Genomic DNA, 19,860 nt, shown 5'->3' with positions numbered 1-19,860 from the left:
AGTGAGCGTGGCAATGGCGAAAAGCGGCTTTTTCACACCAGCCATGGGGCATTGCTTTTGCCGGATATTGACGCTCGCTGCTTGGACTTGTAGAGGTTCATGTATGGGCGCTTGCACATGCTTGGCGCAGATGAGATTCGTGGCGAAGCGGGGAACCCTGGAACCCTGGGGCGGATCGACGGACGGGATGACGATCCTCCACCACGCAGTGGCGGCGATGGGTTTGGCTCCATTTCCGGCACGGGCAGGTAGCGCGCCAAGGGGGGCTTACTCAATGTGAACATCCCGAGGGAGTTATCTGCCCAGGGAAGGATCGCGCCATTGCTCGCCGCGCCGCTGTGCGCTCACTGCTGCTTGCCGCCCTGGTCCAGTTGCTGCCGTAGTGCAGCGTGCAGATCGACTGGCGCGAGCTTCTCGTATTTTGCTGGTACTTCGATCTCGTGGAATACCTGATCAGGCCCACACACCAGTGTCGCCATGGGCCTCCGGTCGTCATCATCCTTCGAGGCCTGATGAGGCTCGGAGGCGTACTCTGATGCATACCCAAACATGCTCGCAAGCAACCTGCCCTGCTTGTCTGTGACAACGGTCATCTTCATGTGACACCTCCACCTTCGAGGTTGTGCCTCAACTCCGAGGTCGCTGAAGCGTTCCTGATACTTACCACATAAGTCACCTGGTTGATTCCATCGACGATCTTCCCTTGGTCGAAGGCAATAGCCGTTCCTAATGCGCCGGGACTAGCAAACGAGCCGGTATGAGCGCCCGCAATCTGCACGCCTTTGTCGGCTCCACCGCGGAACACGTATGTCCAGTAAACCGTAGCCCCAGGCTCCAAGGTCACCACGGCACCCGAATTGCTCCAGGCCATGCGATTCCTCCTAGTCCACGAGCTCATTGATTTTGCTCGGCTCAGCAATCGCTGAAGGCATTGGCTGCGTTTCCGCAACACAAGGAGACGCAAAAAGTGCCGGTCCATACCGACTTGCCCTGAGAACCGGCGGAACCCCTGGTGGATCACCGGGTCGGCGGCGTTCTCCTGGAGCGTCTTACGCGCACTGATCGCCTCAATTGTGAACCTGGTGAACTCGGGCCCGTGGCTGCGGCGCTTGCTTAACTCCTTTTGAAACCTTTGGAGAAGGCTCCGCCAACGGTGGCAGCCCCTTTCAGGGGCCGTTCCCATCCTCACAGGTTGACGATCGGGCCTGTCCAGAAAAACCAGACCACCTCAGGGTGGCGGTGGACATCGGGGCGGGGGTTGACGTTCTCCTTGAGCCGGATGGCCAAGAACCATCAGTGGGCTACGCCCTGCAGCCAATGCAATCGAAGCCCAGCAGGCCTTGAACATCACGTAGGATTAAACCAGGATCAGTTTGGATGTGAACTCCGTGGGTCATGCAGACTGTAAACCCATTAGGCTTTGCACCTTTGTTCAAGTACGCAGTCACTCTTGAGCTCTGCTGAGCAGTCTGCATAGCAAAATGACTACGGCGTCTTGCGACGAATCCGAGCGAATACCCAAGCGCTGGTCGCGGCAACGCCGATGCATGGAAGCAGGAAGATGAACTCGCCAATGCCAAGTTGATTCGAGGACAACGTGACGACCACAAGGAAGCTGGCACCAGCAAGAAGGCACAAGCAAAGTGAACTTGCTCTTTGCAGGCTTGGAACAAAACCTGTTGCGACCAGGCAAACCCAAAACGTAGGAGCTAAGTAGATACCCCAGGCGAACCAGTCAAGGCTATTCCAGGCGATCTCAAGAAGGCCACCAAGGCCTCTTGCCCGTGCAACCTCACCGATGGAAAGAAAGAATAGTGCCAGCGCAACGTATGGCACTACGACGATGGCGCCAACGGCATGCAGGAGTCGATTCATTCTGAGCCTCCAGAAACCCGCACATCCTCGAGCCCATCACTCAAGCCTGAGGCAGTCGCCATAGGTGCGTATTGGGAAGCATGAGAATAGCTTGCTGGAAGCGGCTGACTCCAAAATGCGCCTCCCACTCCACAACTCGCGCTTGATCAGACAGTATTTCATCCTTTGCTCTAGGGCTAGATACAGCAATCAATCTGGCAGCTTCAAGAGTTTCTGCCTGTATGATCCAAAGCCCTGTGCCATCATGAGGATAGAATGGCCATGGAGGAGAAGTGTCCCGTTCTGCGCTTGCTCCCTAAACCAGTCCAACTGATTCTGATCATGCTCAGAGTCAGTCTTCTTGTCGTCGTAGTAGTTTGACTGCTTGGCCATAGCAACAGCAAAGAGCTTCATGACTTGCTTGGCAGTGTTCATAGGGCTAGGTGAACTCGACCTGGCAGCCCCTTTGCGAGCAGCCCAAAGTGAATCAGTTCACTATAGTTGAGAATGATCAGTATATCCTCTCTCGGCCTGTGGAGAGGATTCCGACGTAAATCCTGTTCGCTCTCACGGCACATCATGGTCTTGCCCGACACATCCTGGCGTCCAACTCCTCAATGATCGAGTGTTAAGGAACCGCCGGCTCCTGGCGCGATCAGCTCCACCGCCCGCATGGCTTCACCTTGCACCTGGAAGAGCACCTGCGGATTTGCCTTGAGCAGCTCGGTCCAGTGCCCCAGGTACGCAGCATGGTTCTCCATCGCACTGCTGATCTCCAGCCGCATCCTCAGCTCCGAATGGATGAAGGGGCATCCAAGCGGCTAGATGGCTCAACGGTGCAGAAATGGAGGTTGTTGTGTTGCAGCAACACCGCTGTCGACAGCAAGGCGGAGTCTGCTGACACAGTATGTGCGCATACAAACAAAGCCATGACAACCTTCAGCCAAAGTCTGTTCGCGTATCTCTCCGACCGGGCCGAATCAGATCACGGCTGGGAGATTCCAGTAGAGCGGACTGTTAATGCCCGGGCTGGTAAAGACAGCATCACCGCCAGCAGCACGATCACAGTTGGTGGCACAATCAACACCGGCATCGGGGATTGCCGCGCTGACGTTCGAGACGACTGACCTGGCTTCCAGGCTCATGCTCAGGCTGTTCAAGGTGGTCAGAACTGTTGCGATGGTGCTTCGTGAGGGTTGTGAGCGATGTGGACAAAATGTTCATCACAACCTGGCAATGTCAAGAACAGTGCTCTTGGCTGTCTGGCAGCATCTTGTTCTATCTTCTCGTGATCACTCCCTCCTCTGATCGTCTCCCTGCATCGGTAATCTTCCTCCATTCGTAATAGTGTTGGACTTGCTTGGTTTGACCCTTCCCGGGCTTCTGTCTTCCACTCTCGCCACCGGTCGATGCCTCTTGGCAAAGCGAAGAGCGCCGATATGTTGAGCCGGCCGTAGGCGCAGAGCAGTCATGGAGGTGCCGGCTGAAACGAGCGTGAGGCGCAGGCGGCGCGCGAAGCGTTCTGGTGCGTGGCGCGTTGGGGCGTGTGGCACGGGCGGTCGGGACAAGATGTTGGTTCTGCTGTTGGCCCTGTGTTGCCTTACCTGGGCAACCTGCGGCGTTGTGGCCGCCTACGAGAGCGGTCTGCCGCCCAGGCCGCTCGAGGTGCCCGCTGAAACGCCGGTGGCGGATCTGGGCGCCAACGAGGCCTTGCCGGAGCAGTTGCAGGCCTTGCTGCAGCCCAATCCGGAGCCGCTGCCGTTGGTCAGCGGCGCGCTGCCACCGCCACTGCCACCCTTGCTGCTGCCGCTGGGGAACAGCCCCGTGCTGGCCTATCCCCTGGCCGTGCCGGCCACCGAGCTGGACCCTTACGGCTGGCGTTACTCCGAGTCGCGTGGTCGCTGGCGGATGCATGCCGGTGTGGACCTGATCGTGCCCGCTGAATCGGCCGTGCTGGCGGCCCTGCCCGGCACCACCAGGCTGGTGGATGACGTGAGCGGGTACGGCCTCACGGTGGTGATCGATCACGGCGATGGCTGGCTCACGCTTTATGCGCATCTTTTGGATGTGGCCGTGGTGCCCGGGCAGGGTGTGAGCAGCGGTGAACGCATCGGCCGGGTAGGCCAGACAGGCAGAGCAACCACGCCCCACCTGCACTTCGAGCTGCGGCGCCAACGGGACGGCCGCACCGTGGCCATGGATCCATGGCCGGTGATGGCGGAGCCGCTGCTGGCTGGCGCGGCGGCTGTAGGCCGCTGAACCGCGATGGCTGCAGAAGGCGGATGTCGCAGCCCCGGTCCTCAGGGCTGCAGTGGTTTCATGATGGCGTCTTCCCGTTGCGTCTCCAGCTGGGTTTGCTGGCGTGCCGCTTCCTGGGCGCGGCGCAGGCTGCCGTCCATCGCCGCAGGGCCGGTCGGAGCGGCACCTGTGGGTGGAGCGGGGGCGCCCATGCGTGTCCACCACAGGCCGCCCATCAGCAGAGCGGCGATCAACAGCGTGAGGAGTCCCATGGCGGAGCAAGGGTGTGGACTGAGCATGGCGCGGCAGGGCGCTGGCGGCAGCAGCCGGGGCCGACCGGTGGTGGCACGCTGGGACCCGCCGCCCCGGGGAGGGCCATGCCTGCCTTGAACCGCTGCGCTGTGAGCGTCGTGCCGCGCCAGCCCCTGCTCGACTGGGCCGTAGGGCTCGGCCTGGAGCTGCCGGGAGCAGCCGCGCGTGAAGCCGGGCTGTATCTGCTCCCCCCCTATGCCACCGATGCGGAGGCGGAAGGCTTGCTGCGCCGCGCCCACGCTGTGATCTTTGAAACGGAACTGGCGGTGTGGTGCCCCGTGCAGCACCTCTGGCCCCAGGACCGCAGCTACGGGGTGTTCCGCCGTTGGTTCGAGCCCCGTTTCCATCCGCTGGTGCAGGATCTCGTCGCAGGCGGCAGCGTCACCGCCGACTCCGCCAAGGCGGCCGTCCTGGCCGCCGTTGCTGCCCGTGCTCCGCTGGCGGGCGATGACGCAATGCCAGAGCGGACGGGCATGCCGCTGCCGCTGCGAATTCTGGCCGGGGTCGGTGCGCTGTCGTTTCTGCTGATCGGCCTCAACAGCCTGCTGCTGCCGCCGGCCGCCCCACCGGCCGCCCCGCCCCAGCCACCGGCCGGTCAGGCGACCTGAGCGCGATGGCGGCCGCTGCGTCAACAACCCTCTCTGCAGCAGCCGTGCTGGCGGCGGTGCTGCCACTGGCAGTGGGTGCGGCGATGAGTCCGCTGGTGCTGGTGCTGCAGGTGCGCCAGTTGCTGGCACCTGCTCTGGGGCTGGCGCGGGCCTGGGCGTTCCTGCTGGGCGCTGCCGTGATCACCCTGGTGTGGCTGGGGCTCGGCCTGGCCGTTGGCGATCTGCTGCCGCCCCGCCCTACGGGGCCGGATCCGGTGGCGGCGACCCTGCATCTGGCCGTGGCGGCGTTGCTGGTGTCGCTGGGCGCGGCCAATCTGCTGCGTGCACAGCCTGGTCTCGCGGTTGCCCCACCACCCCCGACACCTGCAAGGGCCGCCGCGCCGTGGTCGGCGTTTCGGCTCGGTCTGGGGGCGATGGCGGCCAACCTCAGTTCTCTGGCGCTGTTTCTTCCGGCGGTGCAGGATCTTGCCCGCGCCTCGCTCGACGCCGCTGAGCGCGCCGGCCTGTCGGCATTTCTGGTGGGCTTCACCCTCCTGCCTGCCCTGTTGCCGCCGTGTCTGGTGCTGGCCAGTGGCCGCCGCGGTGAGCAGCTGCTGGAGCGGCTCGGGCGCTGGCTGAACAGCCATCAGCGCCAGGTGAGTGCCACGCTCTGCTTTGTGTTCGCCGCTCTGCTCACCGTCAACGGGCTGGCTCGGCTGTAGGGCTGCGGAAGCCGCTCCAGGCCTTGAGCTGCTCAAGGGTCTGCAGGCCTTCCCGCCGCTCCCCTTTGAGGGTCCAGGTGGGGTAGGCCCGCACGCCGGCGCTGCTGCAGCGCAGCCGCCCCGCGTCGTCCTTGTCGCATTCCACGTAGGGGAGGCGGCGGCCCGCCTCGGTGCCGAACAGGTTCTTCTGCTCGAAGCAGTAGGGGCACCACCAGGCGCCATAGAACACCGCCCCCTGCTGGATCAGAAAGTCGACCAGTGCCAGTTGTTCGGCGTTGGAGGGCTTGAGGGCATCACCGAGCGTGCCGGTGCTGGAGGTTGCTGGCCTGGAGCCGGAGGCCACAGCGGGCGCAGCTGCCAGCGCTGCCGGGCCTGGCTGGGCACCAAGGGCACTGAGGGCGAGAACCACGGCGAGCAAAGGCATCGGCAGCGCCAATCACGACCTGCAGCGTAGGCAGAGCCCCAACGGCGGCGTTCGGGCTTCCGCCCTCCGCCGGCCTTCCACCACGACGCTCCGGCTGGGAAACTGGAGAGGCTGAACGTTCTTGCTGACGTGCCGATGAGCCTGCCTCGATGAGCGCCAACGGCTATCGCGACTACTACAAAGTGCTGGGCCTTGAACGGGGAGCCGACGCGGACGCCATCAAGCGTTCCTTCCGCAAGCTGGCCCGTCAGCACCATCCGGATGTGAACCCCGGCGACGCGGCGGCAGAAGCACGCTTCAAGGAGATCAGTGAGGCCTATGAGGTGCTCTCCGATCCTGACAAGCGCCGCAAGTATGAACAGTTCGGCCAGTACTGGAGCCAGATGGGCGGTGGCGGCGCACCGGGTGTCGATGTGGATTTCAGCCGCTACGGCAACTTCGACGACTTCATCAACGACCTGCTCGGTCGCTTCGGCGGGGCCGCCGGCCCCGGTGGCTTCGCGGGTGCACCGGGCGGGTTCGGCTTCTCGGGAGGCTTTCCGGCCGGGTTCGGCGGTGGCTTCACTCCAGGCACCGGCCGCGCTAGCGGCGCCCAGCTGGATGCGGAAGCCACGATCACCATCACCTTTGCCGATGCCTTTCGCGGCTGCGAGCGCACCCTGGCCGTCAACGAAGAGCGGGTTCAGGTGCGCGTGCCCGCTGGGGTGAAGAACGGCAGCCGCCTGCGCCTCAAGGGCAAAGGCAACCTCCAGCCCGGCACCGGCCGGCGAGGCGACCTCTACCTCAACCTCACCCTGCAGGAGCATCCAGTCTGGAAGCTGGAGGGGGATCAGCTACGGGCCGATCTGCCACTCAGCCTCGACGAGCTCGCCCTTGGCGGGGATATCCGGGTGATCACCCCTGACGGCGATGCCACCGTTCAGGTACCCCCCGGTGTGCCCCTGGGGCGCAGCCTGCGCTTGAAGGGCAAGGGCTGGCCCCAGAAAGATGGCCGCGGCGATCTGTTGCTCACCCTCACCCTTGCCCTGCCTGACACCTACAGCCAGCAGGAGCGAAAGCTGCTCGAGCAGCTGCGCGATGCGCGCAGCACCGACCCAAGGCGGGAGTGGTGCAAAGCCGCCATTCTCTGAACCCCTGCCACAGGAGGGCCTCCGAGGCGGGGAGCGCTGATCCGTAGGATCCGGCCAGCAGGTCTGCCCGTATGGAACTCACCTATCGACCCCGCCGGTTGCGCCGCACCCCGGCTCTTCGAGCGATGGTGCGCGAGTTTCACCTCGACCCCGCCGATTTCATCTACCCCCTGTTCGTGCACGAAGGGGCCAGCAATGAGCCGATTGAGGCCATGCCCGGCTGCCAGCGCTGGAGCCTGGAAGGGCTCGTGGAAGAAGTGGGCCGGGCCTGGGATCTGGGCATCCGCTGCGTGGTGCTCTTCCCCAAGGTGGCCGATGGCCTCAAAACGGAAGACGGCGCAGAATGCTTCAACGAGGGCGGGCTGATTCCTCGTGCCATTCGCCGCCTGAAACAGGAACACCCGGCCATGGCGATCATGACCGACGTCGCTCTTGATCCCTATTCCTGCGATGGCCATGACGGCATCGTCAACAGCGAAGGTGTGGTGCTGAACGATGAAACCGTGGCCCAGCTGTGCCGTCAGGCGGTGGCTCAGGCCCGCGCCGGCGCCGATCTGCTCGGCCCCAGCGACATGATGGATGGCCGGGTGGGAGCGATCCGGGAGGCGCTCGATGAAGAAGGCTTTGAGCACATCGGCATCATCAGCTACACCGCTAAGTACGCCTCCGCTTACTACGGCCCCTTCCGGGAGGCACTCGATTCCGCCCCGCGTCCGGTGGGGAACAAGCCGATCCCCAAAGACAAGTCCACGTATCAGATGGATCCGAGCAACGGCCGCGAGGCGCTCACCGAAGCCTCGCTGGATGAGCAGGAAGGGGCCGACATCCTGATGGTCAAGCCGGGCCTGGCTTATCTCGACATCATCCATCGCCTGCGCGAGGAATCTGAACTGCCGATTGCGGCTTACAACGTGAGTGGCGAGTACGCCATGGTGAAGGCGGCTGCCCAGCGCGGCTGGATCGACGAGCGCGCCGTGGTGCTCGAAACGCTGCTCTGTTTCAAGCGCGCCGGTGCCGATCTGATCCTCACCTACCACGCCTGCGATGCGGCCCGATGGCTTAGCGAACGGTGACCTCCTCCGAGCCGGCGGCACGTCGCCCCACTGGTCAGGCCCGGCGGCGCCCCTCCCCATTGATGGTGTGGGTGCTGGCCCCCTGGCTGGTGGCTCTGTTGCTCGTGCTGCTCGCCCTGCGCCTGCTCGCCCTTGAGGATTTCAATCTTCAGGCCTCCGGCTGGGGCTTGCTGGGCAGCGCTGCCATCTGCTTCTCGATCGGCTGCGTCTGCCGGGTGTCGCTGCTGCTGGCCGACCGGCGCTGAGCTCCGCCTCACCGCGGGGCCTGCGGCGGCTCAGAATGGACTCAAGACCAGGACACTGTCGATGCCGGTGCGAAGACTGGGCCACGTGGCCCTGCGGGTGCAGGACATGGCCCGCGCCAAGGCGTTTTATCAGGCCCTCGGCCTGCGCCTCACCTGGGAAGCCGACGATTGGTCCTATCTGCAGGCCCCCGAGGGCGGTGACGGGGTGGCCCTGCTGAGCCCGGCCTACACCGCCGCCGGGCCCCACTTCGCTTTTCACTTCAGCGAGCGCGCCGAGGTGGATGTTGTCCACGGCGAGCTGCGCGCCGCTGGCCATCCGGTGGGCCCGCTGCATGATCACCGCGACGGCACCGCTTCCTTTTACCTCCAGGATTCGGAAGGAAACTGGCTGGAGATGCTCTACGAGCCTCCCGAAGGCATCCCCTCCAACCAGGGCGAGGAGCCGATCGCTGCGGCTCTGCCTGATGGCTCCTCAGCCGCCATGGCCGGCGCCGGAGCCACCAGAGCCGCTGCCCTAGCCGGACAGGTGCAGGGGCTGGCTTGAACCCGATCGAGGCGGAAGCCCTTGACCTGCTGGAGTGGCCTCGCCTGGCGGAGCACCTGGCCAGCTTCGCCAGCACGCGCGCCGGTGCCCGCCACTGCCGCTCCCTGGTGCCCGCCGCCAGCTGCGCCGAGAGCGAGCGCCTGCTCTGTGAAACCACGGAGTTGCTGGGCCTCGATGGCGTGCTGGAGGGGGGGCTGAGCTTTCAGGGCGTCGCCGATCTCGGTGGCACCCTCCAGCACTGCAGCAAGGGGGGAACCGCCTCCGGTGAGCCCCTGCTGGAGGTGGCTACCACCCTGGCGGCCGGCCGCCGCCTGCGCCGCCAGATCGAGGACGAGGACCTGCGGCCCGTCACCAGCGGCCTGGTGCAGAACCTGCGCACCCTGCCGGAGCTGGAGCAGCGTCTGCGCTTCTGTATCGAGGAAGGCGGGCGTGTGGCCGACCGCGCCAGCCCGGCGCTGGCCGCGCTGCGGCTGCAGCTCTCGGCTCTGCGCCAGCAGCGGCGTGAGCGGCTCCAGGAGCTGATTCGGCGTTGCGCGCCCCTGCTGCAGGACAACGTGATCGCCGAACGCAACGGCCGGCCAGTGCTGGCGGTGAAGGCGGGGGCGGCCTCCCAGCTCAGCGGCCTGGTGCACGACAGTTCGGCCTCCGGCAGCACCGTGTTCATCGAGCCCCAGGCGGTGATCACCCTGGGCAACCGGCTGCGGGAGCTTGAAGGAAAGGAGCGCGAGCTCGAGCAACAGGTGCTGGCGGAGCTCAGCAGCCTGGTGGCGGCGGACACAGACGCTCTCCACACCCTGCAGACGGTGCTGGTGCAGCTCGATGGCGCCGTGGCCCGCGCTCGCTACGGCCAGGACCTTGGCGGGGTGCGCCCCGAGCTGTCCGCCACTGCCGAGGCCCCCTTCCAGCTCGTGGATCTCTGCCATCCGCTGCTGCTCTGGCAGGAGCGGCGCGAGGGCGGCAGGGTGGTGGTGCCGGTCACGGTCACCGTGGGCAGCGACCTGCGGGTGGTGGCGATCACCGGCCCGAACACCGGCGGCAAGACAGTCACGCTCAAAAGTGTGGGGTTGGCGGCCCTGATGGCACGCGCCGGCTTGTTCCTGCCTTGCCGCGGTACGCCGCGGCTGCCCTGGTGCGGCACTGTCCTGGCCGACATCGGCGATGAGCAGTCGCTGCAGCAGAACCTCTCGACCTTCAGCGGCCACGTGCGCCGCATCGCGCGCATCCTCGAAGCGCTGCCGCCGCCGGGAACGCACGGTGGCGCCTCCCTGGTGCTGCTCGATGAGGTGGGTGCCGGCACCGACCCCACCGAGGGCACCTCCCTGGCGATCGCCCTGCTGCGCCATCTCGCCGCCCGCGCCCGCCTCACCATCGCCACCACCCACTTCGGTGAGCTGAAGGCGCTCAAGTACGAGGATGCCCGCTTCGAGAATGCCTCGGTGGGCTTTGACGTCGAAACCCTCTCGCCCACCTATCAACTGCAGTGGGGCATTCCGGGCCGCAGCAACGCCCTGGCCATTGCCAGCCGCCTCGGCCTGGAGCCGGCCGTGATCGAGGGCGCCACCGCCCTGCTGGCGCCGAAGGGGGAAGGGGAGCTGAACCAGGTGATCTGTGGCCTGGAGGATCAGCGGCGCCGCCAGCAGGAGGCTGCCGAAGAGGCGGCTGTGCTGCTGGTGCGCACTGAACTGCTTCACGAGGAACTGCTGCAGCGTTGGCAGCACCAACAGGAGCAGTCGGCGGAACTGCAGGAGCAGCGGCGCCGCCAGCTGGAGCACTCGATCCGCGATGGCCAGCGGGAAGTGCGCCGCATCATCCGTCGCCTGCGCCAGGGCGACACTGATGGGGAGGAGGCGCGCCAGGCGGGCCAACGGCTCAAGCGCCTGCAGCAAGAACACCAGCCAAAGCCGGAACGCCGCCAGCACCGCGGCTGGCGGCCCTCTTTGGGGGAGCGGATTCGCGTGCTCTCGCTCGGCAAGGCGGCGGAAGTGCTGGAGATTGCCGCCGACGGGCATGAGCTCACGGTGCGCTGCGGCGTGCTGCGTCTCACGGTGCCGCTCGACGGGGTGGAATCGCTCAGTGGCGAAAAGCCGGCGCCACCGGAGCCGCCCGTTGTGCAGGTGCGCCGCCAGCCCGGCCGCGGCGGCGGCGGTGCCCAGGTGCGCACCGAACGCAACACCGTGGATGTGCGCGGCCTGCGGGTGCATGAAGCGGAGGCGGCGGTGGAGGAACGGCTGCGCGCGGCGGAAGGGCCGGTGTGGGTGATCCACGGGATCGGCAGCGGCAAGCTGAAGCGAGGTCTGCGCCAGTGGCTGGACACCGTGCCCTACGTGGAGCGGGTGAGCGATGCGGAGCAGGGTGACGGTGGCCCAGGCTGCAGTGTGGTCTGGGTGGCATGAAGCCTCAGATCACTACAACACCGGTGATGGTGAGTGCCAGACCGGGGCTGAGAGTGTGCAGGGTGGGAACGACCCAGGGGCATTTCACTCTTGAAATGGCTGACCAGTTAACGAGGTGGTCTTCCCCTTATGCACCTCCGCCCTGCTGGGCTCAGAGATCGAGCACGGGCAGTTGAGGTTCCGGCCCCGTGCGCTCGGGGCCGGCGGTGGTGGTCGGTGGCAGTGCCAGTGCCTCCCCGGCGGCATCGAACAGCCGCCAGCCGCTGGGGTCCACGTCGATGTGGATCCGCTGCCCCGGCACCACCCGCTGGGAGGGGTCGGCCCGCAGCTGCACCAGATGGCCGCCCTCCAGAAGCCGGGCGCTGACCAGCAGTTCATTGCCGAGCGCCTCCACATGGGTGACGTCGCCCGGCAGATTCCGGTTGGTGGCCGGTGCCAGCTTCAGATGCTCCGGCCGGAGCCCGCCTGTAAGGGGGGTGGAAACTCCACGGGCGGCATGGGAGGCCAGAGCGGCGGCCATCGGGCCTTCCACCAGAAAGCGACGGGCATCGAGCTGAATCTGATCGCCACCTGCGGCCTGCACCGGCAGCAGATTCATCGGTGGGCTGCCGATGAACTGGGCCACGAACAGATTCGAAGGCCAGGTGTAGAGCTCCATCGGCGTGCCCAGCTGCTGCAGCCGGCCTTGGTTGAGCACGGCGATGCGATGCCCCATCGTCATCGCCTCCACCTGGTCGTGTGTCACGTAGAGCGTGGTGGTGCCCAGCCGCTTCTGAAGCGCCACGATCTGGGCGCGGGTGCCCGTGCGCAACTTGGCGTCGAGGTTGCTGAGCGGCTCATCCATCAGGAACACGGCGGGCTCCCGGGCGATCGCCCGCCCCAGGGCCACCCGCTGCTTCTGGCCGCCGGACAACTCCTTGGGACGCCGGTCGAGCAGGGGCGTGAGGCCCAACTCCTCGGCTACCCCGGCGATGCGCGCCTCAATGCGCTGCTCCCGCTTCGAGGGCAGGCGCAGGGGGGCGGGCAGCCCGCGGCTGCAGCGATGCAGGCTGTCCTGCAGCTGCTGGGCCACGCTGCGGGGACGGCTGCGCCGCAGCCCGAAGCCGATGTTGTCGGCCACGCTCAGGTGCGGGTAGAGCGCGTAGCTCTGAAACACCATCGCCACGTCCCGCTGGGCCGGGCGCAGGCCACTCACGGGCCTCCCGCCCACCAGCACTTCGCCATCGGTGGGGGTTTCCAGGCCCGCCAGGATGCGCAACAGAGTGCTCTTGCCGCAGCCGGAGGGACCCACCAGCACCAGGAATTCACCATCGGGCACGTCGAGGTCGAGCTGGCGAAGCACCTCCACAGGCTCGCTGCCCCGCCGTGGTGGAAATGTTTTGCTGACCTGCTGGAAGCGAACCTCTGCCAAGACGGAGCCTCTGACCGGCCGATCCTAGGGTTGGCCTCAGGTTCGGCCTTCGTTAAGGGATTCCTTGCAGTTCATCGATCAAGCCCGCATAGCGGTCCAGGGCGGCCGGGGCGGCGACGGCATCGTCGCGTTTCGTCGGGAAAAATATGTGCCGGCCGGTGGTCCTTCCGGCGGTGATGGCGGCCATGGTGGGGCCGTATGGCTGCAGGCCGATGCCAACCTGCAGACCCTGCTGGATTTCAAATACAAGCGGCTGTTTGCCGCCCCGGAAGGCCGCCGCGGCGGCCCGAACCGCTGCTCCGGCGCCGGCGGGGAGGATCTCGTGGTGCGGGTGCCCTGCGGCACCGAGGTGCGCGACCCTGACACCGAAGCCCTGCTCGGCGATCTGATCGAGCCAGGGGATCGCTTGCGGGTGGCAGCCGGAGGCCGCGGCGGGCTGGGCAACGCCCACTACCTGAGCAATCGCAACCGGGCCCCCGAGAAGTTCACCGAAGGCAAGGACGGGGAAGAGCGGCAACTGCAGCTCGAACTCAAGCTGCTGGCGGAGGTGGGCATCATCGGGCTGCCGAATGCAGGCAAGAGCACCCTCATCAGTGTGCTGTCGGCCGCCAAGCCGAAGATCGCCGATTACCCCTTCACCACCTTGATCCCGAATCTCGGTGTGGTGCGCAAACCCAGTGGGGATGGCACGGTGTTCGCCGACATCCCCGGTCTGATCGCCGGCGCCGCCCAGGGCGCGGGGCTGGGCCACGACTTTCTCCGCCACATTGAGCGCACCCGACTGCTGGTGCACCTCGTGGATGGCTCCAGCACGGATGTGGCCCACGACCTGGCAGTGGTGGAAGCGGAGCTGGTGGCCTACGGCCATGGGCTGGCCGATCGCCCCCGGCTGCTGGCCATTAACAAAGTGGAACTGCTGGATGAAGATGCTCTGGCAGCGGCTTCAAACGCGTTGAAGGAGCGTTGGCCCCGGGAGGTGCTGGCCATCTCCGGGGCAACGCGTCAGGGGCTCGATCGATTGCTGGAAGCGGTCTGGAAGGAACTCGACCGCAGCGAACAGGCCCTGGTGGCTCAGTCGTCGTAGACGCGGCACTCAGGGGCTTCAGGGTTCAGGTCGCAGTAGACCTCGAGCGAATTGGGATCGTGATTGTCCTCGGGGTGATGGGTCTTGTATTCCTGCAAAGACTTGAGCTCTTCCTCAAGGTGACGAACCTTGGCCTCGTTGCCCGTGGCCTTGGCGGTTTCGATTTCGATCTGGTCCTTGAGGATGTGCTCGTCGATGGAAGTCATAAGACGGCCGACCTGCGGCAACCGAATTTTTCCAGTCCACCCTACGGGTCGTGCGCCAGCTTCGCCGGGCCGTGTGGGCTCCAGCTCATCAACCCCCCGCCAGCATGGGGTAGATCCCTCTGCCAGCGGGTGGTTTTGCCCTGGTCTCAGGCCGGCAGATCACTCAGTTCCAGCCACCGCTCCTCGCCGGCATGGATGCGTTCCACCAGGGCGGCCAGTTCCTGGGTGAGGCTCTCCAGCCGGGCGTAGTCGCCCTGCCCGCCGCCGGCCAGCTCTGCTTCGAGCCGGCTGCGGCGCTCCTCCCAGCCCGGCAACTGCTGCTCCAGATCCGCCAGCTCGCGGCTTTCCCGGTAGCTGCGGCGCCGGGGCCGCTCGGTGCGTTCGCCCGTTCCCCTGGCCGGCGGGGCGGACGCTTCAGGCGTGGGTCGCGCTGCAGTGGGCGCCGGTGAGGGTTTGGCCGCGGCCTGGGCGGACTGGGCCAGGTAGGCGCTGTAGTTGCCCTCGAAGCGCCGCAGCACCCCGCCCTCGAAGCAGAACAGCCGGTCCACGGTGCGATCGAGGAAGTAGCGGTCGTGGGACACCACCACAACGCAGCCGCGGAAATCCTCGAGGAAGTCTTCCAGCACCGTGAGCGTGTGCACGTCCAGGTCGTTGGTGGGTTCGTCGAGCAGCAGCACGTTGGGCGCCTGAATCAGCAGCCGGCACAGGCAGAGCCGCCGCCGCTCGCCCCCGGAGAGCTTGCCGATCGGGCTGTGCTGCTGGGCGGGGGGAAACAGGAAGCGCTCCAGCAGCTGGGACGCACTCACCTGCACACCGCCCAGATCGATACGGCTGGCTGCCTCCTGCACAAAATCGATCACCTTGCGCTCCATGCCCTTGCCGGCGAACAGATCGTCGGTCTGCTGGTCGAAGTAGGCCAGCTGCACGGTGCTGCCCAGCTCCAGGCGGCCCTGCTGGGCCTGGCGCCGCCCGGCGATCAGGTCGAGCAGGGTGGACTTGCCGGAGCCGTTCGGGCCGATGATGCCCACCCGGTCTTCCGGGCTGAAGTCGTAGCTGAAGTCGCGCAGCAACGGCGTGCCGCTTGGGGTGGTGGGCGTGGTGGCCGCCTCTGCCCTGGCCGGGCCCTGCGGCGCCCACACGCTGAGATGCTCCGCCGTGATCGCCCTCTTGCCCAGCCGCCGACTGGTGGTGGCCAGGCTGAGCTGGTCCTTGCCGGCGCGCACCGGCGCCTCCCGCATCGCCTCGATCCGCTGGATGCGGGCCTTCTGCTTGGTGCTGCGGGCCTGCGGTCCGCGTTGCAGCCATTCCAGTTCGCGCCTCAGCACTCCCTTGAACTTGGCGGCACTGGCTGCTTCGGCGGCCTCCTCACCCGCCTTGATCTGCAGGTAGCTGGCGTAGTTGCCCTCATAGGTGCGGGCTTCGCCCCGGTCCACCTCCACGATGCGGCGGGTGACCCGGTCGAGCACGTAGCGGTCGTGGGTGACCAGCACCAGAGCGCCGCGGAAGCGGTCCAGGTGGTTCTGCAGCCATTCGATGCAGTCGGCATCCAGGTGGTTGGTGGGTTCATCCAGCAGCAGCACGTCCGGCTCAGCCACCAGTGCGGAGGCCAGGGCCAGGCGCTTGCGGAAGCCACCGGAGAGCTCCCCCACCTTGCGCTGGGTGTCGCGGATGCCGAGCCGGTCGAGCACCTCGCGGCACTGCTGCTCCAGATCCCAGGCCTGGCAGTGGTCCATGCGGCTCTGCAGATCGCCCAGCTCCGCCAGCAGGGCGTCGTGCCTGGCCCCGGACGATCCGGCCAGCGCCTCACTCACCGCGGTGAAGCGCCGCAGCAGCTCCGTCTTCTCGCCACTGCCGGCGAACACCTGCTCCAGCACGGTGCGCTGGGGGTCGAGCGTGGGGTCCTGGTCGACCAGCACCACGTTCAGGCGGGGCGAGCAGCGGCGTTCCCCTTCCCCCGCCGGCTCCACCCCGGCGAGCACCTTGAGCAGGGTCGATTTGCCGGCGCCGTTAGGGCCGATCAGCCCGAGCCGATCGCGCTCGCCCACGTGCAGGGTGAGGTCGCGGAAGAGGGTCTTGATGCCGAAGTCCTTGGCGACCCCCACCAGGCTGATCAGGCTCATCGGCTGACGCCCTGCGCCTGGGCCTCGAGATGGGCGAACACGCTTTTGTCACCCACATCAGCCTGCGCCGCCATCGGGAATTTGCGCAGGCACAGCACCAGCAACAGGGCCGCCTGGAGCAGCAGCAACCCGAACGTCTGGCGGGGATCCAGCAGCCCGCTGAGCCGGCCCAGCAGGGCCACGGGCAGCACGAGGGTGACGCCGATCGCCTCCGGCCGCTGAAAGCAGAAGAACTCCTTGAAGCCGATGCCGGCCTGGGCGGCGAAGAAGGGGCCGATCGCCCAGATCCAGCGGGGATCGGCCGCCAGCGAGTCGAGCATGGCGTCGGGGCCCACCCGCAGCGCCAGTCCCACACCACCGGCGCAGCCCAGCAGCCAGAACAGCTGCAGCGCCCGGTGCAGAGGCCGCAGGTAGATGTGAATCCACTGCAGCGCCAGCCCCAGCCCTGCCGCCATCACGACCAGCCACGGCCACGACCAGACCCCGCCGAAGCGTTGCCACTGCCACAGCAGGGCCAGCTCCGCGATCGCGAGCGTCAGCAGAGCGAGGCGATAGCCGAGCACCTCACGCCGGTCCTCGGCCGTGATCGTGAACAGTCCGTAGACACCCTCGAACACCGGATCGGTGCTGGCGCTGGGATCGATCGATCGGGCGTTCATCGCATCATCTCGAGGGGAGAAGCCTTCACCAGTGTGGTCAGGTCGGGGCCGGCCGGAATGATGCCGGAGGGGTGCAGTGGAAACAGAGCACCGAAGTAATCCTGCCGCCACGCCATGGGGAAGCAGGTCTTGGCGACTCCTTCGATCGCATGGAAGCGGCTCCGCCAGCCCCATAGGGCGGGGAATTGCCAGAGCGGCCGGCGGCTGCAGCCGAACAGGGGGGCATAGACCAGTTCCAGGCGAATCAAGGTGGGGAAAAGCACCACGTCGGCGAGGCTGGGGGCGGTGCCGCACAGCCAGGGCCCGGCGGCCTGCAGCTCCGCCTCGGCGGCCTCGAGGGCCTCGAACAGGGCCGATTCAGCGCGGTTGTAAGCCGCCTGGTTGCGGGCGAAGCCGCAGCGGTACACGCCGTCATTGACGTCTCCCTGCAGGCGCTGGCGCCAGGCATCGCGGCGCTCGTTCTGATCGGCAGGTTCCAGATCGGGCACCCCCTCGGGTGCCGGCCAGCGGTTGAGCAGTTCGATCAGCCGCGCGCTCTCATTCACCACGATGCGGCGTTCGGCGCGGTCGTAGAGCACCGGCACCGAAGCCGGCGCGGTCGCTGGAGCTCCGCAGCTGCTGTAGAGGTCGGCCAGAGCCTGGGCCCCCTCGAAGGGCGTTGAGAACTGCCAGCGGCCGGCGCCGGGGTCCGGTTCCACAACCACCAGATCAATCGTCGATTGCAGCTGGCGCAGGGTCCATACCAGCCAGGCGCGATGGGCCCAAGGGCAGCTGCGGCCCACGATCAGCACATGGCCCGCGCTGGTGCCGGCTGTGGCCGGCAGGGGCGGCAGCACGGCGAAGGCCCCGGCGGGACGGCAGTAGTTGCCCTCGGCGTCAGCGGGGCCCAATCCACCCATCAGCTGTTGCCATTGCCAGCGCCAGGCCGCGCGAACGCAGGCCACCACGGGCGGAGGAACGGCCATTTCCACTACGGGCGAGTGCTCCGACTCTGGCCTGGCCGGGATCCCCTGCCAGCCTGTGGCGCAGGTGTTCGCAGGGACGGGCGCAAATGGCCGCAGACAAGGTGCTGGTGGTGGGCGGAACCCACGGCAACGAACGCAATGCCCCCTGGCTGCTGGAGCACTGGGGCCGCCACACCGCCCACCTCGACCGCGCCGGGCTGGCGGTGGAGCTGGCGGTGGGCAATCCCGCGGCTCTGGCGGCAGGGGTGCGCTACCTCGATCACGATCTCAATCGTTCCTTTGGCCTGGAGGCTCTGGCGGATTCCGAGCGCAGCTCCCTGGAGCTGCTGCGGGCGCGCCAGCTGCTCGCCGATTTCGGGCCCACAGGCGCCACCCCCTGCGGGGTGGTTCTCGATCTGCACAGCACCACGGCGGCGATGGGCAGCTCCCTGGTGCTCTACGGGCGCCGCCCCACCGACCTGGCCCTGGCCGCCGGCATTCAGGCGCAGCTGGGGCTGCCGATCTACCTGCACGAGGGCGACCCCGCCCAGAGCGGCTTTCTGGTGGAGCGTTGGCCCTGCGGTGTGGTGATCGAGGTGGGTCCGGTGCCGCAGGGGGTGATCACCGCCACCATCTGCCACCAGACGGCCCTGGCCGTGGAGGCGGCGCTGGCCACCCTGGCAGCGGCACGCGCCGGGTCGCTACGGCTGCCGGTGGCTCTCACCGTCCACCGCCACCTTTGCAGCCTCGATCTGCCGCGCCATCCGGATGGCCGTCCGGCCTGCTGCCTGCATCCCAGTCGTCAGCACCGCGATTGGCAGCCCTTGCAGCTCGGCGATCCCCTGTTTCAAGGCGCCGATGGGGCCACCGTGCCGTTCGAGGCGGAAGCGGCCGGCATGATCGGCGCTGCCATGGCAGCAGGAGATTGCGCCTGGCCGGTGTTCATCAACGAAGCGGCGTATGGCGAGAAGGGAATTGCCCTCAGCCTCACCACCCGGGAGCGGTGGCCCCGCAGCCAGGCGTGGGGGGAAGCCCTCCAGCAGCTGGCCCGGGATCTCGCTTGTGCCCGTTGAAGGGTGAGGCGCTCAGCGAGGGGCCTGGCCACCATCGGGGCTGGCCTGATTCAGCGGAGCTGCCTGGGGGGCGGGGGTGGGCCGGGCAACGCCGTTGTAGACCACGCCAAGAACCTGGCGGCCATCGGCCGAAATCCTCAGCTCGGTTTCGGTGTTCGGCGGCAGGCCGAGCACCTGCCAGCCAGGAGGGCCTCCCAGAAAACGGAAGGTGTAACCCTCGGCATCGGCCTTGATCAAGCAGTTGCCGGCGGCACGGTTGTACATGCAGGCGTCAGGGCGGTAAATGCTGAGCCCGCCATTGAGTTTCTCGGCCTGCATGCGGGCCAGGTTGGTGGCCCGCTGGCGGGTGAAGGGGAAGGTGTTGTAGGGATCGGTGGTTTGGCCGATCACGGCGGAGGCCGACAGCAGCAGGCTGGCGCCCAGGAGAACGGGGGAGAGTCGCATCAGGGGAAAAGAGCGGCAGGGGCGCCGGAGATCAACCGCAGACCCAGGTGCCTTGCTCCTTGGTGCAGGGAAGGTCCGAGCTGGATCCATCTGCCCAGTAAATCCTGAGCCGGTCGTCCTGGCTACCCATACGGAAGGTGAGCGACTTGACGACGCCGGCAGGCGGTTTACCTGCGGGGTCGGCAGGGTTGGGGCGGGAGGGAGCAGCCAGCCGCTGCTCCAGCTGCTGGAGCCTGAGTTCGACCCGATCCAGCCGTTCAGGCGTCTGGTCCGCTGTTTTGAAACAGCCGCTCAGGCCGGCAGCACTGACCCCTAGTGCCAGCACCGTGAGGGTCAGTCTTGAGGGTGCAGGCAACGACATCGCCGGAAGCGCAGTCAGGTCGATGCACTCCTAGCA

24 protein-coding genes are annotated in these 19,860 nt (G+C 66.8%); 11 read left to right on the top strand and 13 right to left on the bottom strand.

From position 1 onward, the window contains the following. Positions 1–344: 344 nt before the first annotated feature. From ACXMDP_RS13230 to ACXMDP_RS13215, 4 genes are all read right to left on the bottom strand, one after another. Entirely contained in the window at positions 345–599 is a 255-nt protein-coding gene (locus ACXMDP_RS13230; RefSeq protein WP_259729764.1) for a hypothetical protein, read from the bottom strand. Positions 600–1,485: 886 nt separating this feature from the next. Further along, on the bottom strand, positions 1,486–1,875 hold the full coding sequence (locus ACXMDP_RS13225) for a hypothetical protein (protein ID WP_259729763.1): 390 nt from the start codon (positions 1,873–1,875) through the stop codon (positions 1,486–1,488). Between the two features lie 189 nt (positions 1,876–2,064). Continuing rightward, a complete protein-coding gene (locus tag ACXMDP_RS13220; RefSeq protein WP_259729762.1) occupies positions 2,065–2,289 on the bottom strand; it encodes a hypothetical protein in 225 nt (74 codons plus the stop codon). A gap of 179 nt (positions 2,290–2,468) precedes the next feature. Further along, a complete protein-coding gene (locus ACXMDP_RS13215; RefSeq protein ID WP_259729761.1) occupies positions 2,469–2,639 on the bottom strand; it encodes a hypothetical protein in 171 nt (56 codons plus the stop codon). Positions 2,640–2,783: 144 nt separating this feature from the next. On the opposite strand from ACXMDP_RS13215, the gene ACXMDP_RS13210 reads away from it, so the two are divergent. Together ACXMDP_RS13210 and ACXMDP_RS13205 are read left to right on the top strand one after the other, a co-directional pair. Continuing rightward, entirely contained in the window at positions 2,784–2,981 is a 198-nt protein-coding gene (locus tag ACXMDP_RS13210) for a hypothetical protein (RefSeq protein ID WP_259729760.1), read from the top strand. A 496-nt stretch (positions 2,982–3,477) separates the two neighbouring features. Then, a complete protein-coding gene (locus ACXMDP_RS13205; RefSeq protein ID WP_259729759.1) occupies positions 3,478–4,113 on the top strand; it encodes a M23 family metallopeptidase in 636 nt (211 codons plus the stop codon). Between the two features lie 41 nt (positions 4,114–4,154). Here ACXMDP_RS13205 and ACXMDP_RS13200 read toward each other — a convergent pair whose 3' ends face one another. Then, a complete protein-coding gene (locus tag ACXMDP_RS13200) occupies positions 4,155–4,364 on the bottom strand; it encodes a hypothetical protein (protein WP_259729758.1) in 210 nt (69 codons plus the stop codon). A 114-nt stretch (positions 4,365–4,478) separates the two neighbouring features. On the opposite strand from ACXMDP_RS13200, the gene ACXMDP_RS13195 reads away from it, so the two are divergent. Beyond that, on the top strand, positions 4,479–5,012 hold the full coding sequence (locus ACXMDP_RS13195; protein ID WP_457766940.1) for a hypothetical protein: 534 nt from the start codon (positions 4,479–4,481) through the stop codon (positions 5,010–5,012). A 5-nt stretch (positions 5,013–5,017) separates the two neighbouring features. Further along, positions 5,018–5,713: a GAP family protein gene (locus ACXMDP_RS13190; RefSeq protein WP_259729756.1), complete on the top strand. Its 696-nt coding sequence runs from the start codon at positions 5,018–5,020 to the stop codon at positions 5,711–5,713. Here the strand turns inward: ACXMDP_RS13190 and ACXMDP_RS13185 are convergent. After that, positions 5,691–6,137 (bottom strand): thioredoxin domain-containing protein, encoded by a 447-nt coding sequence (locus ACXMDP_RS13185; RefSeq protein ID WP_259729755.1) that lies wholly within the window; start codon positions 6,135–6,137, stop codon positions 5,691–5,693. The two genes, ACXMDP_RS13190 and ACXMDP_RS13185, sit on opposite strands and share 23 nt — an antisense overlap. A 149-nt stretch (positions 6,138–6,286) precedes the next feature. Here ACXMDP_RS13185 and ACXMDP_RS13180 point away from each other — a divergent pair, with 149 nt between their 5' ends. From ACXMDP_RS13180 to ACXMDP_RS13160, 5 genes are all read left to right on the top strand, one after another. After that, positions 6,287–7,267 carry a DnaJ C-terminal domain-containing protein gene (locus ACXMDP_RS13180; protein ID WP_094512768.1) on the top strand — a complete coding sequence of 327 codons (981 nt, stop codon included), beginning with the start codon at positions 6,287–6,289 and terminating at the stop codon, positions 7,265–7,267. A gap of 71 nt (positions 7,268–7,338) precedes the next feature. After that, a complete protein-coding gene (gene hemB / locus ACXMDP_RS13175; RefSeq protein WP_259729754.1) occupies positions 7,339–8,340 on the top strand; it encodes a porphobilinogen synthase in 1,002 nt (333 codons plus the stop codon). Further along, a complete protein-coding gene (locus tag ACXMDP_RS13170; RefSeq protein ID WP_259729753.1) occupies positions 8,337–8,585 on the top strand; it encodes a hypothetical protein in 249 nt (82 codons plus the stop codon). The genes hemB and ACXMDP_RS13170 overlap by 4 nt, the downstream gene beginning before the upstream one ends. A 61-nt stretch (positions 8,586–8,646) precedes the next feature. Then, positions 8,647–9,129 (top strand): VOC family protein, encoded by a 483-nt coding sequence (locus tag ACXMDP_RS13165; protein WP_259729752.1) that lies wholly within the window; start codon positions 8,647–8,649, stop codon positions 9,127–9,129. Next, positions 9,126–11,522, top strand: coding sequence for an endonuclease MutS2 (locus ACXMDP_RS13160; protein ID WP_259729751.1), 2,397 nt, complete (start codon positions 9,126–9,128; stop codon positions 11,520–11,522). The genes ACXMDP_RS13165 and ACXMDP_RS13160 overlap by 4 nt, the downstream gene beginning before the upstream one ends. A gap of 151 nt (positions 11,523–11,673) precedes the next feature. Here the strand turns inward: ACXMDP_RS13160 and ACXMDP_RS13155 are convergent, their stop codons facing one another. Then, entirely contained in the window at positions 11,674–12,933 is a 1,260-nt protein-coding gene (locus tag ACXMDP_RS13155) for an ABC transporter ATP-binding protein (protein WP_259729750.1), read from the bottom strand. Positions 12,934–12,997: 64 nt separating this feature from the next. On the opposite strand from ACXMDP_RS13155, the gene cgtA reads away from it, so the two are divergent. Beyond that, positions 12,998–14,017 (top strand): Obg family GTPase CgtA, encoded by a 1,020-nt coding sequence (cgtA, locus tag ACXMDP_RS13150; RefSeq protein WP_259729749.1) that lies wholly within the window; start codon positions 12,998–13,000, stop codon positions 14,015–14,017. On the opposite strand, the gene ACXMDP_RS13145 is transcribed toward cgtA, so the two are convergent. The 4 genes from ACXMDP_RS13145 to ACXMDP_RS13130 all read right to left on the bottom strand — a co-directional run bounded on the left by ACXMDP_RS13145 (position 14,005) and on the right by ACXMDP_RS13130 (position 17,967). Beyond that, entirely contained in the window at positions 14,005–14,223 is a 219-nt protein-coding gene (locus tag ACXMDP_RS13145) for a Calvin cycle protein CP12 (protein WP_094512775.1), read from the bottom strand. The two genes, cgtA and ACXMDP_RS13145, sit on opposite strands and share 13 nt — an antisense overlap. 146 nt (positions 14,224–14,369) lie before the next feature. Continuing rightward, positions 14,370–16,343, bottom strand: a complete 1,974-nt coding sequence (locus tag ACXMDP_RS13140) for an ABC-F family ATP-binding cassette domain-containing protein (protein ID WP_259729748.1) — start codon at positions 16,341–16,343, stop codon at positions 14,370–14,372. Then, positions 16,340–17,002, bottom strand: a complete 663-nt coding sequence (locus ACXMDP_RS13135) for a DUF2301 domain-containing membrane protein (RefSeq protein WP_259729747.1) — start codon at positions 17,000–17,002, stop codon at positions 16,340–16,342. The genes ACXMDP_RS13140 and ACXMDP_RS13135 overlap by 4 nt, the downstream gene beginning before the upstream one ends. Continuing rightward, on the bottom strand, positions 16,999–17,967 hold the full coding sequence (locus tag ACXMDP_RS13130) for a glutathione S-transferase C-terminal domain-containing protein (protein WP_259729746.1): 969 nt from the start codon (positions 17,965–17,967) through the stop codon (positions 16,999–17,001). Before ACXMDP_RS13130 ends, ACXMDP_RS13135 begins: the two co-directional genes overlap by 4 nt. Before the next feature lie 86 nt (positions 17,968–18,053). On the opposite strand from ACXMDP_RS13130, the gene ACXMDP_RS13125 reads away from it, so the two are divergent. Further along, positions 18,054–19,019, top strand: coding sequence for an aspartoacylase (locus ACXMDP_RS13125; RefSeq protein WP_259729745.1), 966 nt, complete (start codon positions 18,054–18,056; stop codon positions 19,017–19,019). Between the two features lie 12 nt (positions 19,020–19,031). On the opposite strand, the gene ACXMDP_RS13120 is transcribed toward ACXMDP_RS13125, so the two are convergent. Then, positions 19,032–19,463 (bottom strand): hypothetical protein, encoded by a 432-nt coding sequence (locus ACXMDP_RS13120; RefSeq protein WP_457766939.1) that lies wholly within the window; start codon positions 19,461–19,463, stop codon positions 19,032–19,034. Between the two features lie 31 nt (positions 19,464–19,494). Beyond that, the gene (locus ACXMDP_RS13115) at positions 19,495–19,824 is read right to left on the bottom strand and encodes a hypothetical protein (RefSeq protein ID WP_259729743.1); all 330 of its coding nucleotides are present in this window, start codon (positions 19,822–19,824) and stop codon (positions 19,495–19,497) included. Positions 19,825–19,860: the final 36 nt, after the last annotated feature.

Source organism: Cyanobium sp. ULC065, assembly GCF_977927515.1.
This window is presented reverse-complemented; position numbering and strand designations above follow the sequence as displayed.